This is a genomic window from Microcoleus sp. PH2017_28_MFU_U_A, assembly GCF_020738035.1.
Taxonomy (GTDB): domain Bacteria; phylum Cyanobacteriota; class Cyanobacteriia; order Cyanobacteriales; family Microcoleaceae; genus Microcoleus.
This window is the reverse complement of the sequence record NZ_JAEQCX010000093.1, coordinates 25,857-45,528: the sequence shown is the minus strand read 5'-3', so window position 1 is coordinate 45,528 and position 19,672 is coordinate 25,857. Positions and strand designations below refer to the sequence as shown.

General features: G+C 45.9%; 17 protein-coding genes. 5 read left to right on the top strand and 12 right to left on the bottom strand.

Annotated features, from left to right (window positions below; genetic code table 11):
* Positions 1 to 101: 101 nt before the first annotated feature.
* The 5 genes from JGK14_RS22920 to JGK14_RS22900 form a co-directional block, all read right to left on the bottom strand.
* Complete coding sequence (locus tag JGK14_RS22920; protein ID WP_293184068.1) at positions 102 to 1,763, bottom strand: trypsin-like peptidase domain-containing protein; 1,662 nt, start codon at positions 1,761 to 1,763, stop codon at positions 102 to 104.
* 26 nt (positions 1,764 to 1,789) lie between these two features.
* On the bottom strand, positions 1,790 to 2,845 hold the full coding sequence (locus JGK14_RS22915) for an RRXRR domain-containing protein (protein ID WP_293184066.1): 1,056 nt from the start codon (positions 2,843 to 2,845) through the stop codon (positions 1,790 to 1,792).
* Between the two features lie 332 nt (positions 2,846 to 3,177).
* A complete protein-coding gene (locus tag JGK14_RS22910; RefSeq protein ID WP_293184063.1) occupies positions 3,178 to 3,963 on the bottom strand; it encodes a S1 family peptidase in 786 nt (261 codons plus the stop codon).
* A 31-nt stretch (positions 3,964 to 3,994) separates the two neighbouring features.
* Positions 3,995 to 4,558 carry a COP23 domain-containing protein gene (locus tag JGK14_RS22905; protein ID WP_293184061.1) on the bottom strand — a complete coding sequence of 188 codons (564 nt, stop codon included), beginning with the start codon at positions 4,556 to 4,558 and terminating at the stop codon, positions 3,995 to 3,997.
* A gap of 397 nt (positions 4,559 to 4,955) precedes the next feature.
* On the bottom strand, positions 4,956 to 6,242 hold the full coding sequence (locus JGK14_RS22900; RefSeq protein WP_293184058.1) for a Glu/Leu/Phe/Val family dehydrogenase: 1,287 nt from the start codon (positions 6,240 to 6,242) through the stop codon (positions 4,956 to 4,958).
* A gap of 36 nt (positions 6,243 to 6,278) precedes the next feature.
* Between JGK14_RS22900 and JGK14_RS22895 the strand changes: the two genes are divergently transcribed.
* The gene (locus JGK14_RS22895) at positions 6,279 to 6,404 is read left to right on the top strand and encodes a hypothetical protein (protein WP_325315526.1); all 126 of its coding nucleotides are present in this window, start codon (positions 6,279 to 6,281) and stop codon (positions 6,402 to 6,404) included.
* Between the two features lie 318 nt (positions 6,405 to 6,722).
* Positions 6,723 to 7,334 carry a DUF4126 domain-containing protein gene (locus tag JGK14_RS22890; RefSeq protein WP_293326261.1) on the top strand — a complete coding sequence of 204 codons (612 nt, stop codon included), beginning with the start codon at positions 6,723 to 6,725 and terminating at the stop codon, positions 7,332 to 7,334.
* Between the two features lie 425 nt (positions 7,335 to 7,759).
* Here JGK14_RS22890 and hemH read toward each other — a convergent pair whose 3' ends face one another.
* On the bottom strand, positions 7,760 to 8,923 hold the full coding sequence (gene hemH / locus JGK14_RS22885) for a ferrochelatase (RefSeq protein ID WP_293184056.1): 1,164 nt from the start codon (positions 8,921 to 8,923) through the stop codon (positions 7,760 to 7,762).
* Between the two features lie 100 nt (positions 8,924 to 9,023).
* Here hemH and JGK14_RS22880 point away from each other — a divergent pair, with 100 nt between their 5' ends.
* Positions 9,024 to 9,665 (top strand): class I SAM-dependent methyltransferase, encoded by a 642-nt coding sequence (locus JGK14_RS22880; protein ID WP_293184054.1) that lies wholly within the window; start codon positions 9,024 to 9,026, stop codon positions 9,663 to 9,665.
* Between the two features lie 227 nt (positions 9,666 to 9,892).
* On the opposite strand, the gene JGK14_RS22875 is transcribed toward JGK14_RS22880, so the two are convergent.
* The 5 genes from JGK14_RS22875 to JGK14_RS22855 form a co-directional block, all read right to left on the bottom strand.
* Positions 9,893 to 11,023 carry a hypothetical protein gene (locus tag JGK14_RS22875; RefSeq protein WP_293184051.1) on the bottom strand — a complete coding sequence of 377 codons (1,131 nt, stop codon included), beginning with the start codon at positions 11,021 to 11,023 and terminating at the stop codon, positions 9,893 to 9,895.
* Positions 11,024 to 11,326: 303 nt separating this feature from the next.
* Positions 11,327 to 12,028, bottom strand: a complete 702-nt coding sequence (locus JGK14_RS22870; RefSeq protein ID WP_293219482.1) for a GDYXXLXY domain-containing protein — start codon at positions 12,026 to 12,028, stop codon at positions 11,327 to 11,329.
* 180 nt (positions 12,029 to 12,208) lie between these two features.
* Positions 12,209 to 13,609 (bottom strand): DUF2157 domain-containing protein, encoded by a 1,401-nt coding sequence (locus JGK14_RS22865; protein WP_325315525.1) that lies wholly within the window; start codon positions 13,607 to 13,609, stop codon positions 12,209 to 12,211.
* A gap of 341 nt (positions 13,610 to 13,950) precedes the next feature.
* Positions 13,951 to 14,655 carry a DUF547 domain-containing protein gene (locus tag JGK14_RS22860; protein WP_325315524.1) on the bottom strand — a complete coding sequence of 235 codons (705 nt, stop codon included), beginning with the start codon at positions 14,653 to 14,655 and terminating at the stop codon, positions 13,951 to 13,953.
* A 513-nt stretch (positions 14,656 to 15,168) separates the two neighbouring features.
* On the bottom strand, positions 15,169 to 15,558 hold the full coding sequence (locus JGK14_RS22855) for a pentapeptide repeat-containing protein (RefSeq protein ID WP_325315523.1): 390 nt from the start codon (positions 15,556 to 15,558) through the stop codon (positions 15,169 to 15,171).
* Positions 15,559 to 15,687: 129 nt separating this feature from the next.
* Between JGK14_RS22855 and JGK14_RS22850 the strand changes: the two genes are divergently transcribed.
* Positions 15,688 to 17,166: a bifunctional orotidine-5'-phosphate decarboxylase/orotate phosphoribosyltransferase gene (locus JGK14_RS22850; protein WP_293219474.1), complete on the top strand. Its 1,479-nt coding sequence runs from the start codon at positions 15,688 to 15,690 to the stop codon at positions 17,164 to 17,166.
* 400 nt (positions 17,167 to 17,566) lie between these two features.
* Here the strand turns inward: JGK14_RS22850 and leuB are convergent, their stop codons facing one another.
* Positions 17,567 to 18,652 carry a 3-isopropylmalate dehydrogenase gene (gene leuB / locus JGK14_RS22845; protein ID WP_293184039.1) on the bottom strand — a complete coding sequence of 362 codons (1,086 nt, stop codon included), beginning with the start codon at positions 18,650 to 18,652 and terminating at the stop codon, positions 17,567 to 17,569.
* 119 nt (positions 18,653 to 18,771) lie between these two features.
* On the opposite strand from leuB, the gene JGK14_RS22840 reads away from it, so the two are divergent.
* A complete protein-coding gene (locus JGK14_RS22840; RefSeq protein WP_293184036.1) occupies positions 18,772 to 19,572 on the top strand; it encodes a Uma2 family endonuclease in 801 nt (266 codons plus the stop codon).
* Positions 19,573 to 19,672: the final 100 nt, after the last annotated feature.

Below are 19,672 nucleotides of genomic sequence, written 5' to 3'. Positions count from 1 at the left end.
GTTATCCAAAAGTGAATAATGCTGAATATTCTGCTAGTTTAACACATTATTCAGATAATTGCAGCAAAATTCAGTAAATCAATCAACAGGAGAATGCTCCCCTACGAACCGGCTTGATTTTGCCACTTTTTGCCGAAATCTGTTAGCGTTTCCTTGGGAATTTGCTGCTGCAACCATTCCAAAGCCCGATTTTGGTGCGGGTGGAGGCCGGCGCGATCGTACACTTTGCAAACATCGACCAAATTAATCGGCCTGTTACCGACTCTTGCTATCAATTGAGTGCGCCACTCTTCAGCAAATTTCTGCATGGTTGGCGCGGGAATCCTGCCCTGCAACCACTCCAAAGCTCTTTCTTGGTGAGGACTTTGACCGCTGAGGTCGTAAGTATTGCAAACATTCACTAAACTCAAAAACCCGATCGGCCCTGCGGCTCTAGTTTGAGGTGGATTTACTCTGGCTGCGGGAGTAGGTGCAGGCCTTGTCGCAGGTGCAGTCTGGGTTGCTACGTTTTGCTGCGGCAGACTGCTAGCAGTCTTGCGTTGGGTACCCACACCGCAAACTAAATTATTTCTGCCGTAAGTCGGATCGGAAGGGCGAACATTGATTGGTGTGGTGGCTTCGCAGACAATGGAGATAGTCACCGGATTCTTTAAACTGGCGTTTTCTTCCAAGAAAATTGCTCCGACATAAGCTTTCATATCCGCAGATTTCGGTATTGCATAGTGAAAAGCGCCTCTGGTAGTGGTGCGAATTGCAAAGTTGTAATCCTGTGGCAATAAAATACTAAAGGTTTTGGCGATCGACCCCACAGAATTGAGAAAATCGTGGTTGCGAACCACATAGGTTTGCTGGCCGCGCACCATCGCACTAATTGCCGACTCCGCAGGTGATAGCGCTTCCCTCGCTGCGATGCGTTCCGGTGCTGGCACTAAAGCCTGCGACTGTTGTACTTCCGGCGGCTGGGCTGCGGGTGCGGGTGCGGGTGCGGGTGCTGGTGCGGGTGCTGGTGCTGGTGCGGGTGCTGGTGCTGGCGTTATCGGCGGTGGCGGTGCTATTTGCACGGGTGGATTCTGGGCTGAGGTCGATCGCACGTCGCCCCTTATTTGGTTCCGTCTCGCCAGAAATATCTCAAAAGGAACGCCGTAATTCTCTACAGCCTGTTGAAGCCGCACGTCAGCTTTACCGTGAGTTGCTACCACACGGCCGTTGCTGTCGAGAACCGGGCCGCCGCTCATACCGGGGAGAGATGCGCCGTCGTAGGATAGTTCGTAACCTTCACGAGAGCCGGGGGCTCTACCGTTGACGTTGACAGGGTAAAAGCGGTAGCCGCGTTTGGTATCAAATTGTCCGGGACTGGGATAGCCTGCTACATAAACTGTTGACCCAGGCTGCAAATTTGCAGAGGTCGCAGTTTGAGCGACTCCGTAGTTATTTTTGCTTTGGAACTGCAACACTGCTAAATCTGTTCCCGGCACGTTTATCGCTTCGTAGATTTTGTAACGCATACCGTCGCCAGTTTGAATAAAGCATTCACCAGTAGTTGCTACGACGTGATTGGCTGTGAGGACAGTATAATTTTCACCTTGACGCTCAATTATCGATCCCGATCCCTGACAGTCGCCAGCGATCATTACTGTAAATTTTTTAGCAATTTCCCCGATTTCGGTTCGTTCTAGTGCTGGTGCTGGCAGAATTTGCACTGAGACGACGATCGCCACCGCCCCTACCAATGTTGTTGAAATTCTGCTATAAAATTTTGTCATCAGAAAAATGGGTTTGAAACCCCGTCCTAGAAGGACGGCTTTACAATGTTTGCAATGCGCCACGAGTTGTAAGCCAAAAACTTACAATCTGGGGGTAATGCGTTTTGAGTTAGACGCTTGCCAGTTTTTAACTCGTGCAAGCTAATTGTTTTTCGGTCTGGTTCTTTCTTTGTAGGAGATTCTTGCCATCCGCCAACATAACAGAACCCATATTTAGGATGTTTAACGATCGAACCACGCTTAAACCCCGCACTTAAAGTGCCACCGTACCGAGAGCGGATATGACCTGTAGAATGCTGCAAACGATGGAGTTGCCTGCGATGAAACTCAAGAGAGATTACTTCTATTAGCTTGGTATTATCAGGTTGAATGTGTCCCCCTGTATACCAATTAGCTAATACCCAAGAATCAATGCAGTGAGCCTCAAACTTCTTCGATAGCTTCTGTTTGGATTTTTTTAGTCCTAAACTTTGACGTAGCTCATAAGTATCGTTTCCCGATCTAATCTCAAGATGGGCAATCTTTCTAATCTCACAGTAAAACCACTTTTTGCCCACTTCTAAAGGACTAAACGATACATTCCACACGGGCGATCCGTTTTTCCTCTTTTGTGCCTTGATGTCCTCTACAACAAATGTCGATATCGGAAACATCAATGTCAACCAGTTAGCTATCCTTAACTTCCACTGCCATCTTGATGCCGTGGATGGGGGGATACGATTTTTGTTAACCAGCCTGTTAGCTCTATTTTGGCGGCACGGCGTGTTCCGAAACCGACGAGATCGTCGCATATTGCGCCTGACCTCTACACGGTCTTTTACCCAATCAATTGCATGAGTTTGGATATTTAAGTAAGTATGCGATTTGGATTTAACGGTAAATCCTTCGCGCTTGCTGCCTGGATCGATGCCAACCGCTATGGGTTGATAGTTGTGATTTGAAGGTTCTGCATTTAGTCGGATGCAAAATACTCCTTTTTTCCAGAATGGTGTTGCCTTGCCTGATTTGATCCAACGCTTAGCACGGGCGTTGGTAGTCGGCATTAACGGTCTATTTTCACTGTTGACAACGGGTACAAACATTTACGGTAAGTCCTATTTCTAGGTGTATATTTCCCTTCGCCACTGACTGCCAGAGCGGTTAAAAACTAGAGAGGCATTCTTAACGTCTTGCAGGATACCACTCCCAGGCAGTTCAGTCTGTCTTTTAAGGACGTAGGCTAGACACTGTTTTAGTCTTGAATCAAGAAGGTGGTGAGTCTTCCTCTTTCAAGCCCCACGCCTTGATAGCTGGGGTTAGTGACTGTCCAATTATTTAGTTTAGTTTAAGGAATAGTAGGGCGGGTTTGTATATATTGTCGATCGCTCAAATCGCCACCAAGCCAAAGCACGAAATATCGCACACTCAATCGCGCCTATTTTTTCACAGAATTGGTTGTCATTTCCAGCCCTGAAGGTGCTAGCTGCTTAAAAGTGTCGATCGGAATTCCCCAACTGTACTTACTCATCTGCTCTCGCAGCGCTGCATTCGGTTCAGTGCCATCTTTATACTGGTATGGGTCTCCCCACAGCGGGTAAGCGTGGACGCCGTTAACCCCCACCACCTCGCCGCGAACATTCAGCAGCGGCCCGCCGCTCATCCCTTTTTCAATCTCATTGGTGTAACCAATTTGATAGCCACCTTCCAAAGCTTTATCTAACACTCGCCAAACTTTGCCAGTTTTGAAGACAAATCCTCGGTCTTTTTGACCTTCTTCTGTCAAAGGAAACCCACCTGCAAATACTGCATCCTCAACTTTTGGTACGGCACCCGGCTTAGCAGTGGTATATTCAACGCTGCTAGTAAAGCGCAACAACGCCAAATCATTGCCTTTAAAATTAGCGTCTTTGACGAAGATTGCAGGGTAAATTTTATTATCTGGGGTTTGGATTTGGTAGGGAGCCTTGCCGGCTTTGAGGACGTGTTCGTTTGTCAGTACGGTGTACTGCGAACCCTGCTTGCGAATGGCGATTCCCGTTCCGGCAACTTGTCCAGACGATCGCACCCTAACAGCGATAGACTCAGCTTGTTGCTGCAATTGCTGTTGCGACATTTCGACTGGCATCTGTTTTAAGAAATTTTTGGCACGCGGAAGTTGTGCAGGCAAAATCATTGAGATGCCACTGATACAAGTTGCCAAGATTAGTGAACGCCAATCCATGTTTGTTTAGCTCGCAGTTTCTTTGCTACTTTTACCACAAACGCTCGTTGTCTGGTAGTTCGTTTTCAAACCATTGATTGAGATTGACGTTAGCAAAGCCATTTTCGTATGTTACCAGTTGCTTTTCCCCACTCAGGTAAAGCGGCTGCTTGGAGGCGCGGTTGCGGGTGTTGAGCATTTCTTCGAGAATCTGGTTGGCATTGTTGGGCCGGGGTACTGTCAGCACTATTGCTTCAGCACTCGAACAGTTCCCGCTACCTCTGACTCTATCGACGCACAATACTTGTTGACCATTGAAAGTCCCCGCTCTCATGAATCGGAGTTGACCGTTATCGTTAAACCGTTGAAATCTAGCCGATACGTCTTCGCAGCGCCGTTTGGGAGTCCAACCTGAACCGGAAAAAGCTTCATTGTTCCAAACTATCAGCGGTACGGGGCCTTTAGCGGCCGTGCGGACGATGGTTGCTGGTTTGCCTTCGCTAATCCCGCAGAAAAATTGATTTCTGGTTTGAGCTTGGCTCGGCTGCGAAAAAACACCCGATGTACCTATAACGATCGCTGCCGCGGCGAGCTTGCCAAATAAAGGTTGTCTCATTAGAGTAGCCTATATAGTTTTAATGATTGGAATTTTTTTTACGTTCTCTCCCGTTAAACTCGATCGAGTTCACAGGAGACCCCTTGCCGCACATAGTTTTTAAATCTTGCGACCCTTAACATTTTACTTTACATTATCAAATAATATTAGTCAATCTGCGTCCACCAAATTTTTGATAATTAGCTGCTACCTGTTCTGAGCCTCGCCGCAGCCCGCCCCACAATCATATTCAATCTTTTTTTTGTGGAACAGGCTTCTAGCCTGTTGTTGTGGAACAAGCTTCTAGCCTGTTGTTGTGGAACAAGCTTCTAGCCTGTTGTTGTGGAACAAGCTTCTAGCCTGTTGTTGTGGAACAAGCTTCTAGCCTGTTCGTTCGATCGCACTTCCCAGCATTCCGTCAACCATTTAAGTAATAATCCCGCGTTCCCTTCGCATTCATAGCTTCTCCGAGTCGTTGCAAACCGTACACGTAAGCAGCAGTTCTCATACAAACCGACAATTCCTGAGATTTTGTCCAAATTGCCTCAGTTTCCTCGACCATTTTGTGCTGCAACCGCTGGTTGACTTCCTCCAGCGTCCAATAAAGCCCACTGCGATTTTGCACCCACTCAAAATAACTCACCGTCACGCCCCCGGCATTGACTAAAATATCCGGGAACACCTGAATTCCCCGCGCTTCCAAAATCAAATCAGCAGCAGAATCTATCGGCCCGTTTGCTACTTCAAAAATAAACTTAGCCTTGACATCATTGACATTTTGTGCAGTGATTTGATTCTCCAAAGCTGCTGGAACCAGCACGTCTACATCTAAGGCTAAAAGCTGCTCGTTTGTCAAGATTTCGTGTTCGACAATATTGCAGACAGAACCTTCGCAGTAAATAGCTTTGATACCTTTGTTAGCTTCTTTGAAGCGGCGGATGCTGGGAATATCCAGCCCTTGTTTCGCATGAATTCCCCCTTGGGAATCGCTGACAGCCACAACTTTGTAACCTGCTTTCCAGAGCAATTCTGCTAATTCGGCTCCGGCATTACCAAAACCTTGGACGGCTACCGTTGTCTCCCACGGAGTTCGGTTAAATTTGGGTAGGAGATTTTGAATTACAAAAAAAGCGCCGGTGGCGGTAGCGGTATCTCTGCCTAAACTGCCACCGATTGTCACTGGTTTACCTGTCACAACCGCCGGACTGAGCTGCCGCTTAATAATATTGTACTGATCCATCATCCAACCCATAATCATGGGATTGGTGTAGACATCCGGTGCGGGAATATCGACATCTGGGCCGATAAAATCTGCGATCGCATCTACGTAACCCCGACTCAATCTTTCCAATTCGAGTTTGGATAATTCTTTGGGATTGACTGTGATTCCGCCTTTGGCTCCTCCAAAGGGTATGTTGAGCACTGCACATTTAAATGTCATCCAAAATGCCAGTGATTGCACTTCATCGAGGGATACTTTCGGGTGGTAGCGCACTCCTCCTTTAGACGGGCCTCTGGTATCGTCGTAGCGCACTCGATAACCTTGGAAAATTCGCAGGGAACCGTCATCCATCCGCACGGGAATTGATACGATTAAACTGGATTTGGGATATTTGAGCCGCTCGCTAGTATCCTCGGAAAGGGATACATATTTTAAGGCTCGTTCTAGTCGGCGGCTGGCATCGGCAAATAATGATTCAGACATAAGAATAGTTGACAGTTGACAGTTGACAGTTGACAGTTGACAGTTGACCGAAGGAAGAAGCTAGAAGGAAGAGGAAAGACGGGAAAAGGAACAATGAAGAAGGAAGAAGGAAGAAGAAAGAGGGAAGATAGGAGAATAATTTGCCGGAAAACTTTGGGTTAGCTGGTATTTTAAATTTAATTATTTTGGCTTAACTGCTGGTTTTTCGATCATTTCTAATTTAATCACGATCGCGGTTTGATTCTGGATAACTGCCTTCTACCTTCTACAATAACTGTATAAGTGGCTTCTGTCCCCCAAGTCGATCGACAATCTGGCAGTCCCAAGCAGCAATTCAGCAGATACAGTTAAAATAGAGGGTGATATTTAAGCTCAAGCAGCAATTTGAGGAGAGATCGCTCAAATCACCGCCAGCCACCAGGGGAATTATATTCTGAAATCTTCGACGCTTTAGCAAACGCTATAAACTAAATTATTATGATGGTTGGACTCCTAGCCGCGCTCTCTGCGTCTGCGGCGGGGGGTATGAGAATTGCCCTTCCCCTGCTGTTGATTGGTTTGTTGCGGATTGACAAACTTTGGTCAGAAATACCTCTATTGTCTCGCGTTCACCCCCAAGTGGTGATATCCATCTTGGTGAGTTGGTCGCTGTTAGAGTTATTTGCTTCTAAAACTTTTACGGGACAGCGGGTGCTGCAAGTTGTACAAATTATTTTTAGTCCTATTGTAGGAGCAATTATGGGAATTGCGATCGCTCAGGTAAGTGCGATCGACGAAATGATTCTTCACCCTGGGATGCTGTGCATCATTGGTATTGTCGGAGGTTTGCTGGCTTTAGTGCTGCAACTGGTACAAGCAGGATGGCTTTACCGACTACATATTTTACCGATTTGGGTGATTTTCCTGCAAGATGTTCTGTGTATTTCCTTGGTTTTGTTTGCCTTTGACGCCCCGAAAGAGGGTGCGTTAATTGCTATGCTGCTGCTGTGGTTGGCTATTCGCAGTTCTAAGGAGTGGTATTGCTGGTACAGAAGTCAGGGAGTACCGGGGGATGGGGGAAATCCCCGCCGCCACAAGCGCAATCCCGATTAATTTTTAGGTACGTAGTTGCGCTTGAGCGCTCTTTCTTAGGAATGATAATTAGATAACTTACAATCTTTATTGTTATTGTGGGATGGGCGTCCCGCCCGTCCAGAAAGGACGAGATCTTCTGGCCAATCCCACTTTCTTTGTGTAAATTATTTAATTCGCGATCGTTATATAAAAGCAAGAGCGCTGAAGCGCAACTACGTACCTTTCGGAGCGCTGAAGCGCAACTACGTACCTTTCGGAGCGCTGAAGCGCAACTACGTACCTTTCGGAGCGCTGAAGCGCAACTACGTACCTTTTATTCAATGAATTTAATCTCGATACAAAAACCGCCCTCTTGCGGTTTTTAGATGCGCGGGGCGGGTTTTATGTTGAGATTCTTTGTCTGCTGTTGGTTCGGATTGCAGGCTTAATCTGCACCTAAAGATCTAAAGCAAGCCGATCGAGTGTAGCGGGCCTTGACCCGTAATTAACTCGATCACTAATGCTATAAAACCAATCATTGCTACACGACCGTTCCAGACTTCCGCCCCCGTCGTCAAACCCCACTCCCACTGCTCTTGAGGGTACATTTTAACTTTCTTGGAAGGGCGTATCACATCCGCAAATTTAACGCTGGGAGATTCTATCGACTCGATTACTAAATCTGCCAAGGCTTCAATAAATACCGGATGAGTATTCAATGCAGGGACTCGGTAGAAATTTTCAATCCCCGACTCTTCTGCTAATTCTCGATACTCCATGTCAATTTCTTGCAGAGTCTCGATGTGCTCGGAAACAAAACTAATTGGAACTACCAACAAATCTTGAACTCCACTTTCTGCTAATTCGGTAATCGCTTCTTCGGTGTAAGGCTTGAGCCATTCCACCGGGCCAACCCGACTTTGATAAGCTAGTGTGTGTTCGTTCGATCGATTCAAATGTTCCATAATCAGACGAGTACAATCTTGAATCTCCCGCTGATATGGGTCTCCAGCCTCTTCTACGTAGCTGAGGGGGACGCCGTGGGCGCTGAAAAAGATGTGAACTCGATCGGGATTTGGACTGTTATCTAATTCTTGGGCGATCAATTCCGACATTGCCTGAAGGTAGCCTGGTCGGTGATACCAAGAAGGAATCGCGGTATATTCTATCTGGTTGAGATCTGGATCTTGGTTCCACATTTCTTCTAGCTGTCGGAAGCTAGAACCGCTGGTGCTGATCGAAAATTGAGGATACAATGGCAAGATTGCCAATTGTTCGATGCGATCGCGCTTTATTTTGGCGATCGCCTCTTCAGTAAAAGGATGCCAGTAACGCATCCCCACATATACTTTGGCATCTTGTCCCTTAGACTGCAAAAGTTCTTGCAGCGCCAAGCCTTGTTCTTCGGTAATCCGCCGCAAAGGAGAGCCGCCACCGATTTGGCGGTAGTTTTCCTGGGATTTTTTAAAACGCAGAGTCGAAATCAACCAGGCGAGCGGTTTCTGCATCCACGGAAACGGAATGCGAATGATTTCCGGGTCAGCGAACAAGTTGAACAGGAAAGGACGGACATCCTCGATTTGATCGGGCCCGCCCAAGTTTAATAGTAATACTCCTACACGGCCCATAGCGGTTACGCCTCTCCCATCGTCTCAGTTCTGTTAGTTATTTTTATCATATAACTTAATAATATCTTAAGTCGATAGCAAGATATACATAATTTTGAATATGGCAACAATTTTGAGAGATTTAAGTTATAGGTATCAGTGGCTGTACGATGCGATCGCGCGTCTGGCTGCTTTGAGCGTAGGTGGCGAAACTCGTTTTAGGCAGCTAGCCTTGGAAAATGTGACCCTGGGCGCGAAAACTAAAGTTTTAGACCTTTGTTGCGGTAGCGGTCAAACTACGCAATTTCTCGTGCAATATTCCCAGGATGTCACAGGACTTGACGCTTCACCATTATCGCTGCAACGGGCAAGAAAAAATGTGCCATCAGCCAATTATGTAGAAGCTTTTGCCGAATCGATGCCTTTTGGCGACAATCATTTTGATTTAGTACACAGCAGCGTTGCGATGCACGAAATGCAGCCGTTACAGTTGAGGCAAATTTTTCAAGAAGTATACCGCGTGCTCAAGCCCGGTGGTCTATTCACTTTGGTAGATTTTCATCGGCCCACAAATCTGCTATTGTGGCCGGGGTTGGCTGTATTTTTGTGGTTGTTTGAGACTGAAACTGCTTGGCAGTTGATTGAAACTGACTTGGAGAGTTTGTTGGCCCAAGTGGGATTTCAACTCTACAATTCAGAAGAAAGCGAACAACCTAAACTTTATGCTGGCGGCAGCATTCAAGTTATCCAAGTTAAAAAATAGGTACGTTGTTGCGCTTGAGCGCTCTTTCTTTTATATATAAGCAAGAGCAAGTTAAAAAATAGGTACGTTGTTGCGCTTGAGCGCTCTTTCTGTATATCTAGGAAAGAGCAAGTTCAAAAATAGGTACGTAGTTGCGCTTGGGCGCTCTTTCTTTATATAGATCAAAGAGCGCTCAAGCGCAACTACGTACCTGGATTTAATGTGACATTTGCGTCCATGACTGTTGACTAAACAAACTTTTTCGCTTCAGCCAAAGCTGCTTCAAACTTAAGCAATACATCCTTTTCTGTGTGAATAACTTTCTCCTGTTCTAGTAGCGGGCGGCCAAACCGAAAAATACCATCTTGTTCTACGTGGTCTACAGCAGGAAGCGTTTCGGGATGTGGCAAAAATTTGCGACCGATTGTGTACGGCGTGTGGTAAGAAAAACTAAAATCTGGAAACTTATCGCTCTTAATTTCCAGGTAGTAAAGCGAATAATAATCCTTTGTTTCACAGTACACGCATTCGCGACACTTATTTACCAGTTTCCGGTTTTGATAGAAAAAATCCCACTTATCCCAATAGTAGTCATCTTTCATCATGTCTTGGTGGTCGTCGCACAGTTCGAGATATAATTTGTCAGCACCGGGAGGACGGTAAAAGTAAAGCATCGCATAGGGCATTTCAATCAGTAATTTGACTGCTTGATTTTTGCGCTCGTACCATTCTTGCTGGTGAATTTCGTAAATTTCGTAGACTTCGTTAGATTTAATTGCTTTAAAGCTGTTAAGCTGATTTTCTTTTGCCCACCGCGACGCCCAAACTGTCCAGTAAGCTAACTGGAAAGTTGCTGAAATTTCCGCCGAACCTTGTTCTTTCCAGTCGGAAATAATTTTTTCCCACGCTGCACTAAAAGCTCCTCGCGATTGTTCGTTTTGTTCGGAGTTTTCTGTATTGATTGGCTCGGCTGTTGGGCGATGATTTTTAATCAGTCCTTTGGGTTCTTTGCGCCAGTTATCAATGTCAGTTGGCGTGAGAGTTAAGATGAATCTTCTGTCGTGAACGGGATATTCTAAATGAATTCCCGATTTGCGAAAAGAGCGGTATTCTAGGATCGGGAGCCTGCCTTGTTCGATCCATTGCTGGCGTTCTGCTGCTGAACACTTGAGCATTGCTTCTAATTCTACCGGATCGACGGCTAATTCACTTTTGAAGGTCTCCCAAAATCTTTCTTGTTCGGCTGCATTTGCTTCCAGCACTGATACAATTGTGCTGACGATGCGATCTGTTTGGTCTTGAGAATTGTCGGGAAGTCCTAAGAAGTCGAGGAGTTGGGCTTTGAGTATTCGTCTGGCAGAAATTAGCTCGGCTAACATGAGAAGCTCCAGTAGAGTCTGAACTTGCAACCTTGAATTCGCAAGATTTGTGCAAGTCTTATATATCTTAATGGATTCTCTTGAGTTGTCGGCAATTGAATTCACATCCGATCGCCAATTGTAACGGATATTGTCTCGCACAGGTCGATTTTACGGGATTTGGGCTTGAAAGTCGTGAAGCGTAGCTATCGGGCTCTTAATCGCCCGCTACCCAGTCATCTCTAAGCAAAAATACTCAAAGCCAGGTTGTAAGGTCGATTCCCTACGGGATAGCTACGTCGCGCGTGCTTGTGCCAAAACCGGCTAAAATCGATAATTGCGATCGCGCACCCACAAACTCACAGGCACAGCATGGCCTGTTTTGTCAACCTTGACTTCTACGACAAAAGACTGCCGCTGCTTCCGTTGAGCTTCGCTAATCTCGTCATTGACTTTTTCCCTTTCATTCTCGGGCATATAATAAGTTTCCAAGCCGTATTCCATGCGCGAACCGTTATATTTGCCTTGAATGGCGATTTGATTGGCTGGCAAATTTGGGGGATTTTTGAGACTGACGCGCGTCGGTTTCCAAGCTTGGGGGCGGACAGAATTTGTCGCGGCTTTTGGCGCTTCTAAGATTACATAAAAACTGATATTTTGGTTGACACGGTATATTTGTTTTTCGCAAACAACTCCGCGCGGACAAGGTATTTTCTCTAGTTTTCCTGGTAAATCTTGCCAGCCGGGGAGCTTTTCGAGATTTGTGCGATCGGAAATATCATAACTCAAAACTTGGTAATATCCGCGCAAAAAGTCGTAGGGGTCTACTGGTGCAGTTTGCAAGACAACGGTTTTGCCAGTAACAAAAGTGTACACTGCTGGAGCCGGTACTGCGGCAATCAGTCCAATTTGTAAAATCAATGGAATCCACAGCCGCCACGTGGGAAGCCGTTTTGCAGTGGGGGGAAGGGTGAAGGATGGGGACTGAATTAAAGTGTTGGTTGTTTCTGAGTTTTCGGTATTCATATTAGTATTTGGGAATTTGTGATTAATTGGTATGTTGTTGGGCTTGAGCCTCCTTGAGACGTATAGACAAAGAGGGCTAAAGCCCAACAACGTACCTAATTTTTAGGATAACAATAAAACGACCATGCTTCGATCGAGGGGCTAGGAAGATCGGATTGCAGTGAAACAACTATCTGACTTCTAATCATCGATTTTAGCGAAGTGTTTCTCGAACCACAAGCCAGCGGCAATTACGCCAATTCCACACAATACAAATACAAAAGATTTGAGCAACAATTCTGTGTTATATTCAAAGACTCGACTGATAATTTGCAAAGTTATCAATACCATTCCTCCCCAAAAACTCTGACGGTTTCCTAAAGCTAAACCTTCTCGGATTAAGCCGACTGCGAGCAGAAATGATAAAACATTAAACAGAAAAGTTGCTAATTGAGGAATTGGAGTAAAAGTCAGGTGAAAAAACGGTATGAAAGCGCTGGCGAGAATGAAAAGTGCGATCGCACCTGTAGTCAAATTCACTGCTTTTTGCGTGCGGCGGCCCATCTCCAAACGTCCCAAATGCAGCCACTCCAACACCGCTAAACCACCCAAAACAGCGACATTTGCCAACAAAACCCAATCAGGCTGGGTTTGCCTAGGTGTCGGCAAATCTTGCCAAAACCAGTGGAAAGACAGAAAGTAAAACAGACCGGCGAAGTACAGCAGTGCTAAACTGCGGGCGGTAGGTTGAAACAGTCTGCTGTGCAACTTCGGCCATATAGCATCGTCGTATCCCCACAGCAAAGCGGGCGCTAAACCACAAAATATTGCTGCACCCCAGCCGCCATCTGCTGTTTGGGCAATAGAAACTTGTAATGAGAAAATTATGGCGATCGCACCTATAGTAAAAATAACACGCGATCGACACCAATAAGCCAACGGCACAAACATCAAACTCGCAGCGATTGGCATTTGTCGCACCAAAACTTCCAGCCAAGAAAACTCAACTTTAGAAGACCAATCTAACACCGCCAGCCAATAGCCGAAACCGATTAAAAGTGCCGACAAAACACCCAACGAAGTCAACCGCAAACTGTAAGCCATTCCCAACACTCCGATTCCCCAGACTAGATAAAGTCCGTAAGCAGAACCGCCAATGTGGAACATTTGCGCCATCAGCGCCATATTTGCTCCTAAAATCAGAGCACCTAACAGTAACAATCCTTCACCGAGAAGTTTGTTTCGCCCTTTTGTTGCGGGTAAAATACTTGGATTTAAGTTTTTGTTTTGGGAAGGGGGAATGCGCCACAAATAAAAACCCGCCACATTGACTGCAACGAAAACGCTTAGCAGCATTGCAACTCTCACTTCGCGCGACCAAACTTGCCAGTTTGCTGCTACAAAGGTGATGACTCCTATACCTAGAAGTATGCTGCCCAAGCCGATGAGAATGCTCAGAAATTGGTTGCGGGAACTGGTTTCGATAATGTGAAATTGATATCGTTCCGAAAGTTGTTGGTAGAGAGATTTGTCGATGAGTCCTTCTGCTTCCCAGAGTTTGGCTTCTGCGCGCAACTCGCGCCGAAATTTATCTGAAATCATTTTCAATATTCCAGAGTGTTTTAACTGTGATTGTTATAATAATGTCACTTGTCGGTCGATTGTCAGTGGACGTTGGGACACCTGCTGAAGTTGCACAGGAGTGTTTGAAGACAGTAAACTTGAATTGCCTAAATTGTTGATTGATAGAGTAACCGCAGATGTAAGGCAGATAAACACGGATGAACGCGGATATTTTCAAGATAGTTGGCGATTTTTGCAATTCCAGTATATGATTGGTTTATAGTGATTTTCAAAGGTATTGCTAGAGCGAGAGATCAGGCAAAATCTCTTAAAATTATCTGCGTTCATCCGTGTTCATCTGCTTTACATCTGCGGTGGTTCTAAACTTGATTTAAATTCCAATCATAGGGCAAAAAAACGATCGCCCATTCATCGCTTACACCCACCTCCGGGCCCAAATAACCGCCCACATAGGCAGCTACCGAACCCGCATTCTTGACAAAATCCTCGCCGTACCACTCAAAAATCTTGCTCAAATAAAGCGTCTTTTTCCCAGCATCGTACCGCACTTTATCGGGATTCTTGATAAAACTATTCGCATCCGTCTCCAGTTGAGTTCGCACAGACTCGGGGAAGTAAGCGCCGCGGCGCAACAACGGACATCCGACGGAAGCGCAAACTAAGGCAAAATGAATGCGCGCTTCGGCAAATTCCGGGCGCAAAATAGCGTGTTCGATTTGATTGAGGCTGTACTTTTTGCCGCCAATAATTGAATTTGAACGGGTGAAGAATTCCAGAAAACCCAGCCAGTTGGGGATTCCTAAAATTTTGGGACGGATGGACGCGATCGGGTATACTTCGATTACTTGGGAAATTGCGATCGCATTGTACGCATTCAACCACAGCGCCAACCGCGCATCCGCATCCGTCATAGAAGCTAAATCTACATCTGTCAAAGTTCCCAGCCAATTGCTCAAAACCTCCGCCCCTTCAGCTTTCCAGCGTCGGTAATTGACGCGGCCGAAATCGTCAACGTAGCATTTTAGCAACTCGTCCCAAGTCGAAAAGTCGATCGAATTTATCATTAAGTAGAAGGGAGAAAGAAGAAGGAAGAAGGAAGAAGAAAGAAGGGAGAAGTAAGAAGTAAGAAGGAGGGAAAAGAGATACACAGCCAGCTTTTTAGCTATCCGTATTTCACGTTTAATTAGATCGATTTACCAGCAAGAATTGGTTGAAAGCCGGAACCCTTTGAGGGAGAAATTAAACTCAAACTATTCATTACTCCAATCCTCTTCGTTTTAGGTAGAAGTCGCTTTCCAACTATCAACTGTCCCAGGTCAACTGTCAACTGTCAACTGTTGAATTACTGTCCACATTCTAAAGCCGACATTGCTTTAGCTTCGGGTTTTATTTATTGTACACTTATTTTCTTTTAAGTCTTGTGCGGTAGCCTTCGACGCTGCCCAAAAGTTCAATTTAAGTGTACAGCCTTTCTCAAATAAATGAGGTATGCCCTATGCCCTATGCCCTATGCCCTATGCCCTATGCCCTATGCCCTATTAGCAGCTCATGTTACACCAGAAAGGCGATACAACAGCTTATTTAATAATACCGTCAACCCAAGTAGCCCCTTTCAGCTTAGCATTTTCCAAATTAGCCCCCGTCAAATCGGCTCCGGTTAAATTAGCATCAGTCAAATCAGCACCTGCTAAATTAGCTTGCCGCAAAGAAGCCCCGCTGAGTGAAGCCCCACTCAAATTTGCCCCGGATAAATTAGCCTCCCTGAGATTCGATCCTCTCAAATCTGCCCCTTGCAAATCGGCATTTGCTAAACTCGCTTGCTGAAGGGGAATGCTTCTCAAATCGCATCCCGGACATTGGTTAGTTTGCAGCAACTGGTTGATTTGCTGGGGGTTCCCTGCAATCACCGCTGTAGCCAGCCCGAATATCAGTCCAAATGAAATCGCTCCTAAAGTTACAGATTTCATAGTCTTTACCTTCTACAATTATAAAAGATTCTTAATTTAAACTTCAACGGCGATCGGTTTATTCCGGCACAACACCAATCCCACTTTCTGATGTTAATTTGTAATTTTTCGTTACCAAACAAACCAACTATGAGCGATCGCACCAATTTTTTTGATAAACTGTTAGCGGCTGTTGAAATCAATCAAAGTCTGCTGTATTTAGCCCTCGACCCAGACCCGGAAACCTTGCCAGCACTGGTTTCGATGACTGTCGATGAAACTCAAAGTTTTGTAACTGATTTGTTGAAAAGGCTCAAAAGTGCGATCGACCAAACAGCCGATTTAATCTGCGCCTGCAAAATCACCCTCGGTTTTTATCAATCTCTCGGCATTCCAGGCTGGCAACTGCTGCAACAAATATTAACAATTATTCCCGAACACATACCAGTAATTTTAGATGCCAAACACAGCGATTTAAACACCAGCACGGTGTTTGCCAAAACCGTATTTCAAGACTGGCAATTTGACGCTATTACCTTAAGTCCTTACGCGGGATTCGATGAAGTAGCGCCATTTTTATTATATCCCGGAAAAACAGTCTTTGTCCTCTGTGCCACGGCCAACCCGTCGGCCGCCGAATTGCAAGAATATCCGACAGCAGAAAACCCTTTCTACTTGCAATTAGTCCGAGTCTCTCAAACTTGGGGAACTCCCGAACAACTGGGTTTAGCAGTAGGAGTAATGCCGGATATGTTGGCGCGAATCCGCCAAGCTGCTCCCGAACGGCTGATTTTAGTTGAAGGAGACATCGCCGGAGAAAATCACTTGACAGAAGAAAACGACCTCGCGCAACTGCTGGCGGCCGGTTTAAGCAAGAATGGTGAGGGTTTATTGCTGCCAGTCCCCCCAAGTTTGTTGGCGGGGAAAGAGCCACGCCGAGAAATTGAGAAATTACGGGATAATATTAACAAAGAGAGGCTGCGCGCGATCGAAGGAAGTCCGACTTGCGAATTGTGGCTACCGGATGTTTGCTTTTTGCAACCGGAACCCAACCGCGATTTAATCTTGCAACTTTATGACATTGGCTGCGTAGTTTTTGGCGACCACGTACAAGCATCGGGCGCTGTATTTCCATATTACATTGACTTGCGAAAAATCATTTCAACTCCACAAATTTTCCATCAAATTGTCAGCGCCTACGCAGACATTCTCAAAGACTTAAAATTCGATCGCATTGCGGGCATTCCCTACGGTTCTTTACCTACAGCAACGGGTTTAGCATTGCGAATGGAACGCCCGATGATTTTCCCGCGCAAGGAAGTGAAAACCTACGGTGCGGGTAAGTTAATTGAGGGGCATTTTCAGCCTGGAGAAACGATTGTCGTAGTCGATGATATTTTGATTAGCGGTAAAAGCGTGATGGAAGGTGCGGGGAAGTTAAAATCTGCGGGGTTGAATGTGGAAGATATTGTGGTTTTGATTGACCACGAACAGGGAGTGAAAGATAAATTGAAGGCTAACGGTTATCGCGCACATTCTGTGCTAGCACTTTCTGAAATAGCTGAGATTTTGTATCAAGCAAATCGCATTGATACCGAACAATTTAATATGTTGACAGCCGAAGGCTAAGTCACAATTGTTGTAGGGGCGGGTTCGCCGACATCTATGAAACCCATAAACAATCTCATAAACCCGCCCTCCTTCGCCGTTATTTAAAGCAACATTTAATCTTAAAAAATTGGGTACATTTGTATTGTTTGTTGGGTGGGAAGGGTTTATGGAATTCTCGATTTTTGCCGTTAAATTTTGGCGAATTCGCCCCCTAGAAGTCGGGGATTTTTTATCATGTTTTTAGGACACATTTGGGTACATTTGTATTTTTTAGGACACATTTGGGTACATTTGTATTGTTTGTTGGGCGGGGGCGGGTTTATGAAATTCTCGATTTTTGCCGTTGAATTTGGGTGAACCCGCCCCTACAATGTTTTGTATTGTTTGTTGGGCGGGGGCAGGTTTATGAAATTCTCGATTAACCTTGCAAAACTTCAATTAAAGCCTCGCCCATCGCCCGACAACCGACCAGTTTCATACCTTCCGACATGATATCACCAGTGCGATAACCTCGATCCAAAACTGCCACAACCGCTTGCTCAATTTTATCAGCAGCTTCGGGCTGACTTAAGGCGTAGCGCAACATCATTGCAGCGCTTAAAACTTGGGCGATGGGATTAGCTTTATCTTGTCCGGCGATATCCGGCGCGGAACCGTGTACTGGTTCAAAAACTCCCGGGCCGCTTGCACCCAAACTCGCAGAAGGCAACATTCCAATACTACCAGTTAGCATCGCCGCCGCATCCGAAAGAATGTCGCCGAATAAGTTACCCGTGACAATTGTATCGAACTGTTTCGGCCAGCGAATTAACTGCATGGCTGCGTTGTCAACATAAAGGTGAGAAAGTTCCACATCGGGGTATTCTGAAGAAAGGGCAATTATACGATCGCGCCACAGTTGCGAAACATCCAAAACATTCGCCTTATCAACCGAACACAGCCTTTTTCCGCGCTTCCGGGCCGTCTCAAAAGCCACGCGCCCGATGCGATCGATTTCCGACTCGGTGTAAGCCATCGTATTCACACCGCGTTTTTCCCCGGTTTCCGTCTCAAAAATGCCTTTTGGCTTGCCGAAATAAATGCCGCCAGTGAGTTCGCGGATCACCATAATATCCACACCTTCGACAACTTCTTTTTTTAAAGAAGAAGCATCAACCAACTGCGGTAAAATAGTTGCAGGACGCAAATTTGCAAACAATCCCAATCCGGCGCGCAGTCCTAACAATCCAGTTTCAGGACGCTGTTCGCGGGGCAAATTGTCCCACTTGTAACCGCCGATAGCTGCTAATAATATCGCATCGCTGTTGCGGCACTTTTCCAAAGTTTCTTCCGGTAGCGGATTGCCTGTGGCGTCAATAGCAGCGCCGCCCATTAATGCTTCTTGAAATTCAAAGCCGATGTCCAATTGTTTGCCGACAAGTTTCAGGACATCTACCGCTACAGCGATAATTTCAGGGCCGATGCCGTCTCCCGGTAAAAGAGTGATGCGGTAGTTTTGAGTCATATCGATTTAGGAGTTTTGATTTGAGATTTGTGATTGAGAGTTAAGGGGAATTCTTTGGCAATCCAAGACATTCTCACAAGGCTATAATCATATCAGGATAAGCAACCTCAGAATTCATTATGACATTCCCGACTTACCCGCCTGCTCAAGCTGAACCGCCTCTAGACCCCCGGCAGAGTTTGCCAACAATGTATGATTTACCTAGCGAAGACCCAAAGGAGCCCGGTTTGCCTGATACATTTCATTTAGATCAGCCGCAACTCTTGGAATTCACGTTTTTGCCACCTGGATGGGATGCGGAGCAAGTATTTACAGCCAGCGACCTAAATTTGTATTACGATGCAACACAGCCGCGCTGGCATAAACGCCCGGATTGGTTTGCTGCGGTGGGTGTGCCCAGGCTTTATCAAGGGCGCGATATGCGTTTGAGTTATGTAGTTTGGCAAGAACGGGTAAATCCGTTTGTGGTGGTGGAATTGCTATCGCCGGGAACTGAGGATGAAGATTTGGGCCGGACTGTTCAGCAAGCTGGGGAACCGCCGACTAAGTGGCAAGTTTACGAACAAATTTTGCGGATTCCTTACTATTTTGTGTTCAGTCGCTACACGGATGAATTGCAAGCTTTTCATCTTGTAGGTGGTCATTATGAACCGGCAGAATTAATGGATGGGCGGTTATTTATTCCTGAGTTGCAGTTGAGTTTAGGGTGGTGGCAAGGCACTTATAAGAGTATGAATCGTTTGTGGTTGCGGTGGTTTACGGCCGAAGGAGGGTTGATTTTGAGTCCGGGTGAAAGGGCAACTGCTGCGGAACGGCAACTGATAGAATATCAACAGCAACTTATAGAATCTCAACAGCGAGAGGAAAGGCTAGCGGCGCGGTTGCGGGAATTAGGTATCGATCCTGAACAGTTGGTTTAATAGTCCCGCACTCAGCCCTGGTGAAACCGTTTCTTGGTATATTTATCGTAAGCTGTCGCACATTTAAATTGTATATTCAGGGCGGGCGGGACGCCCACCC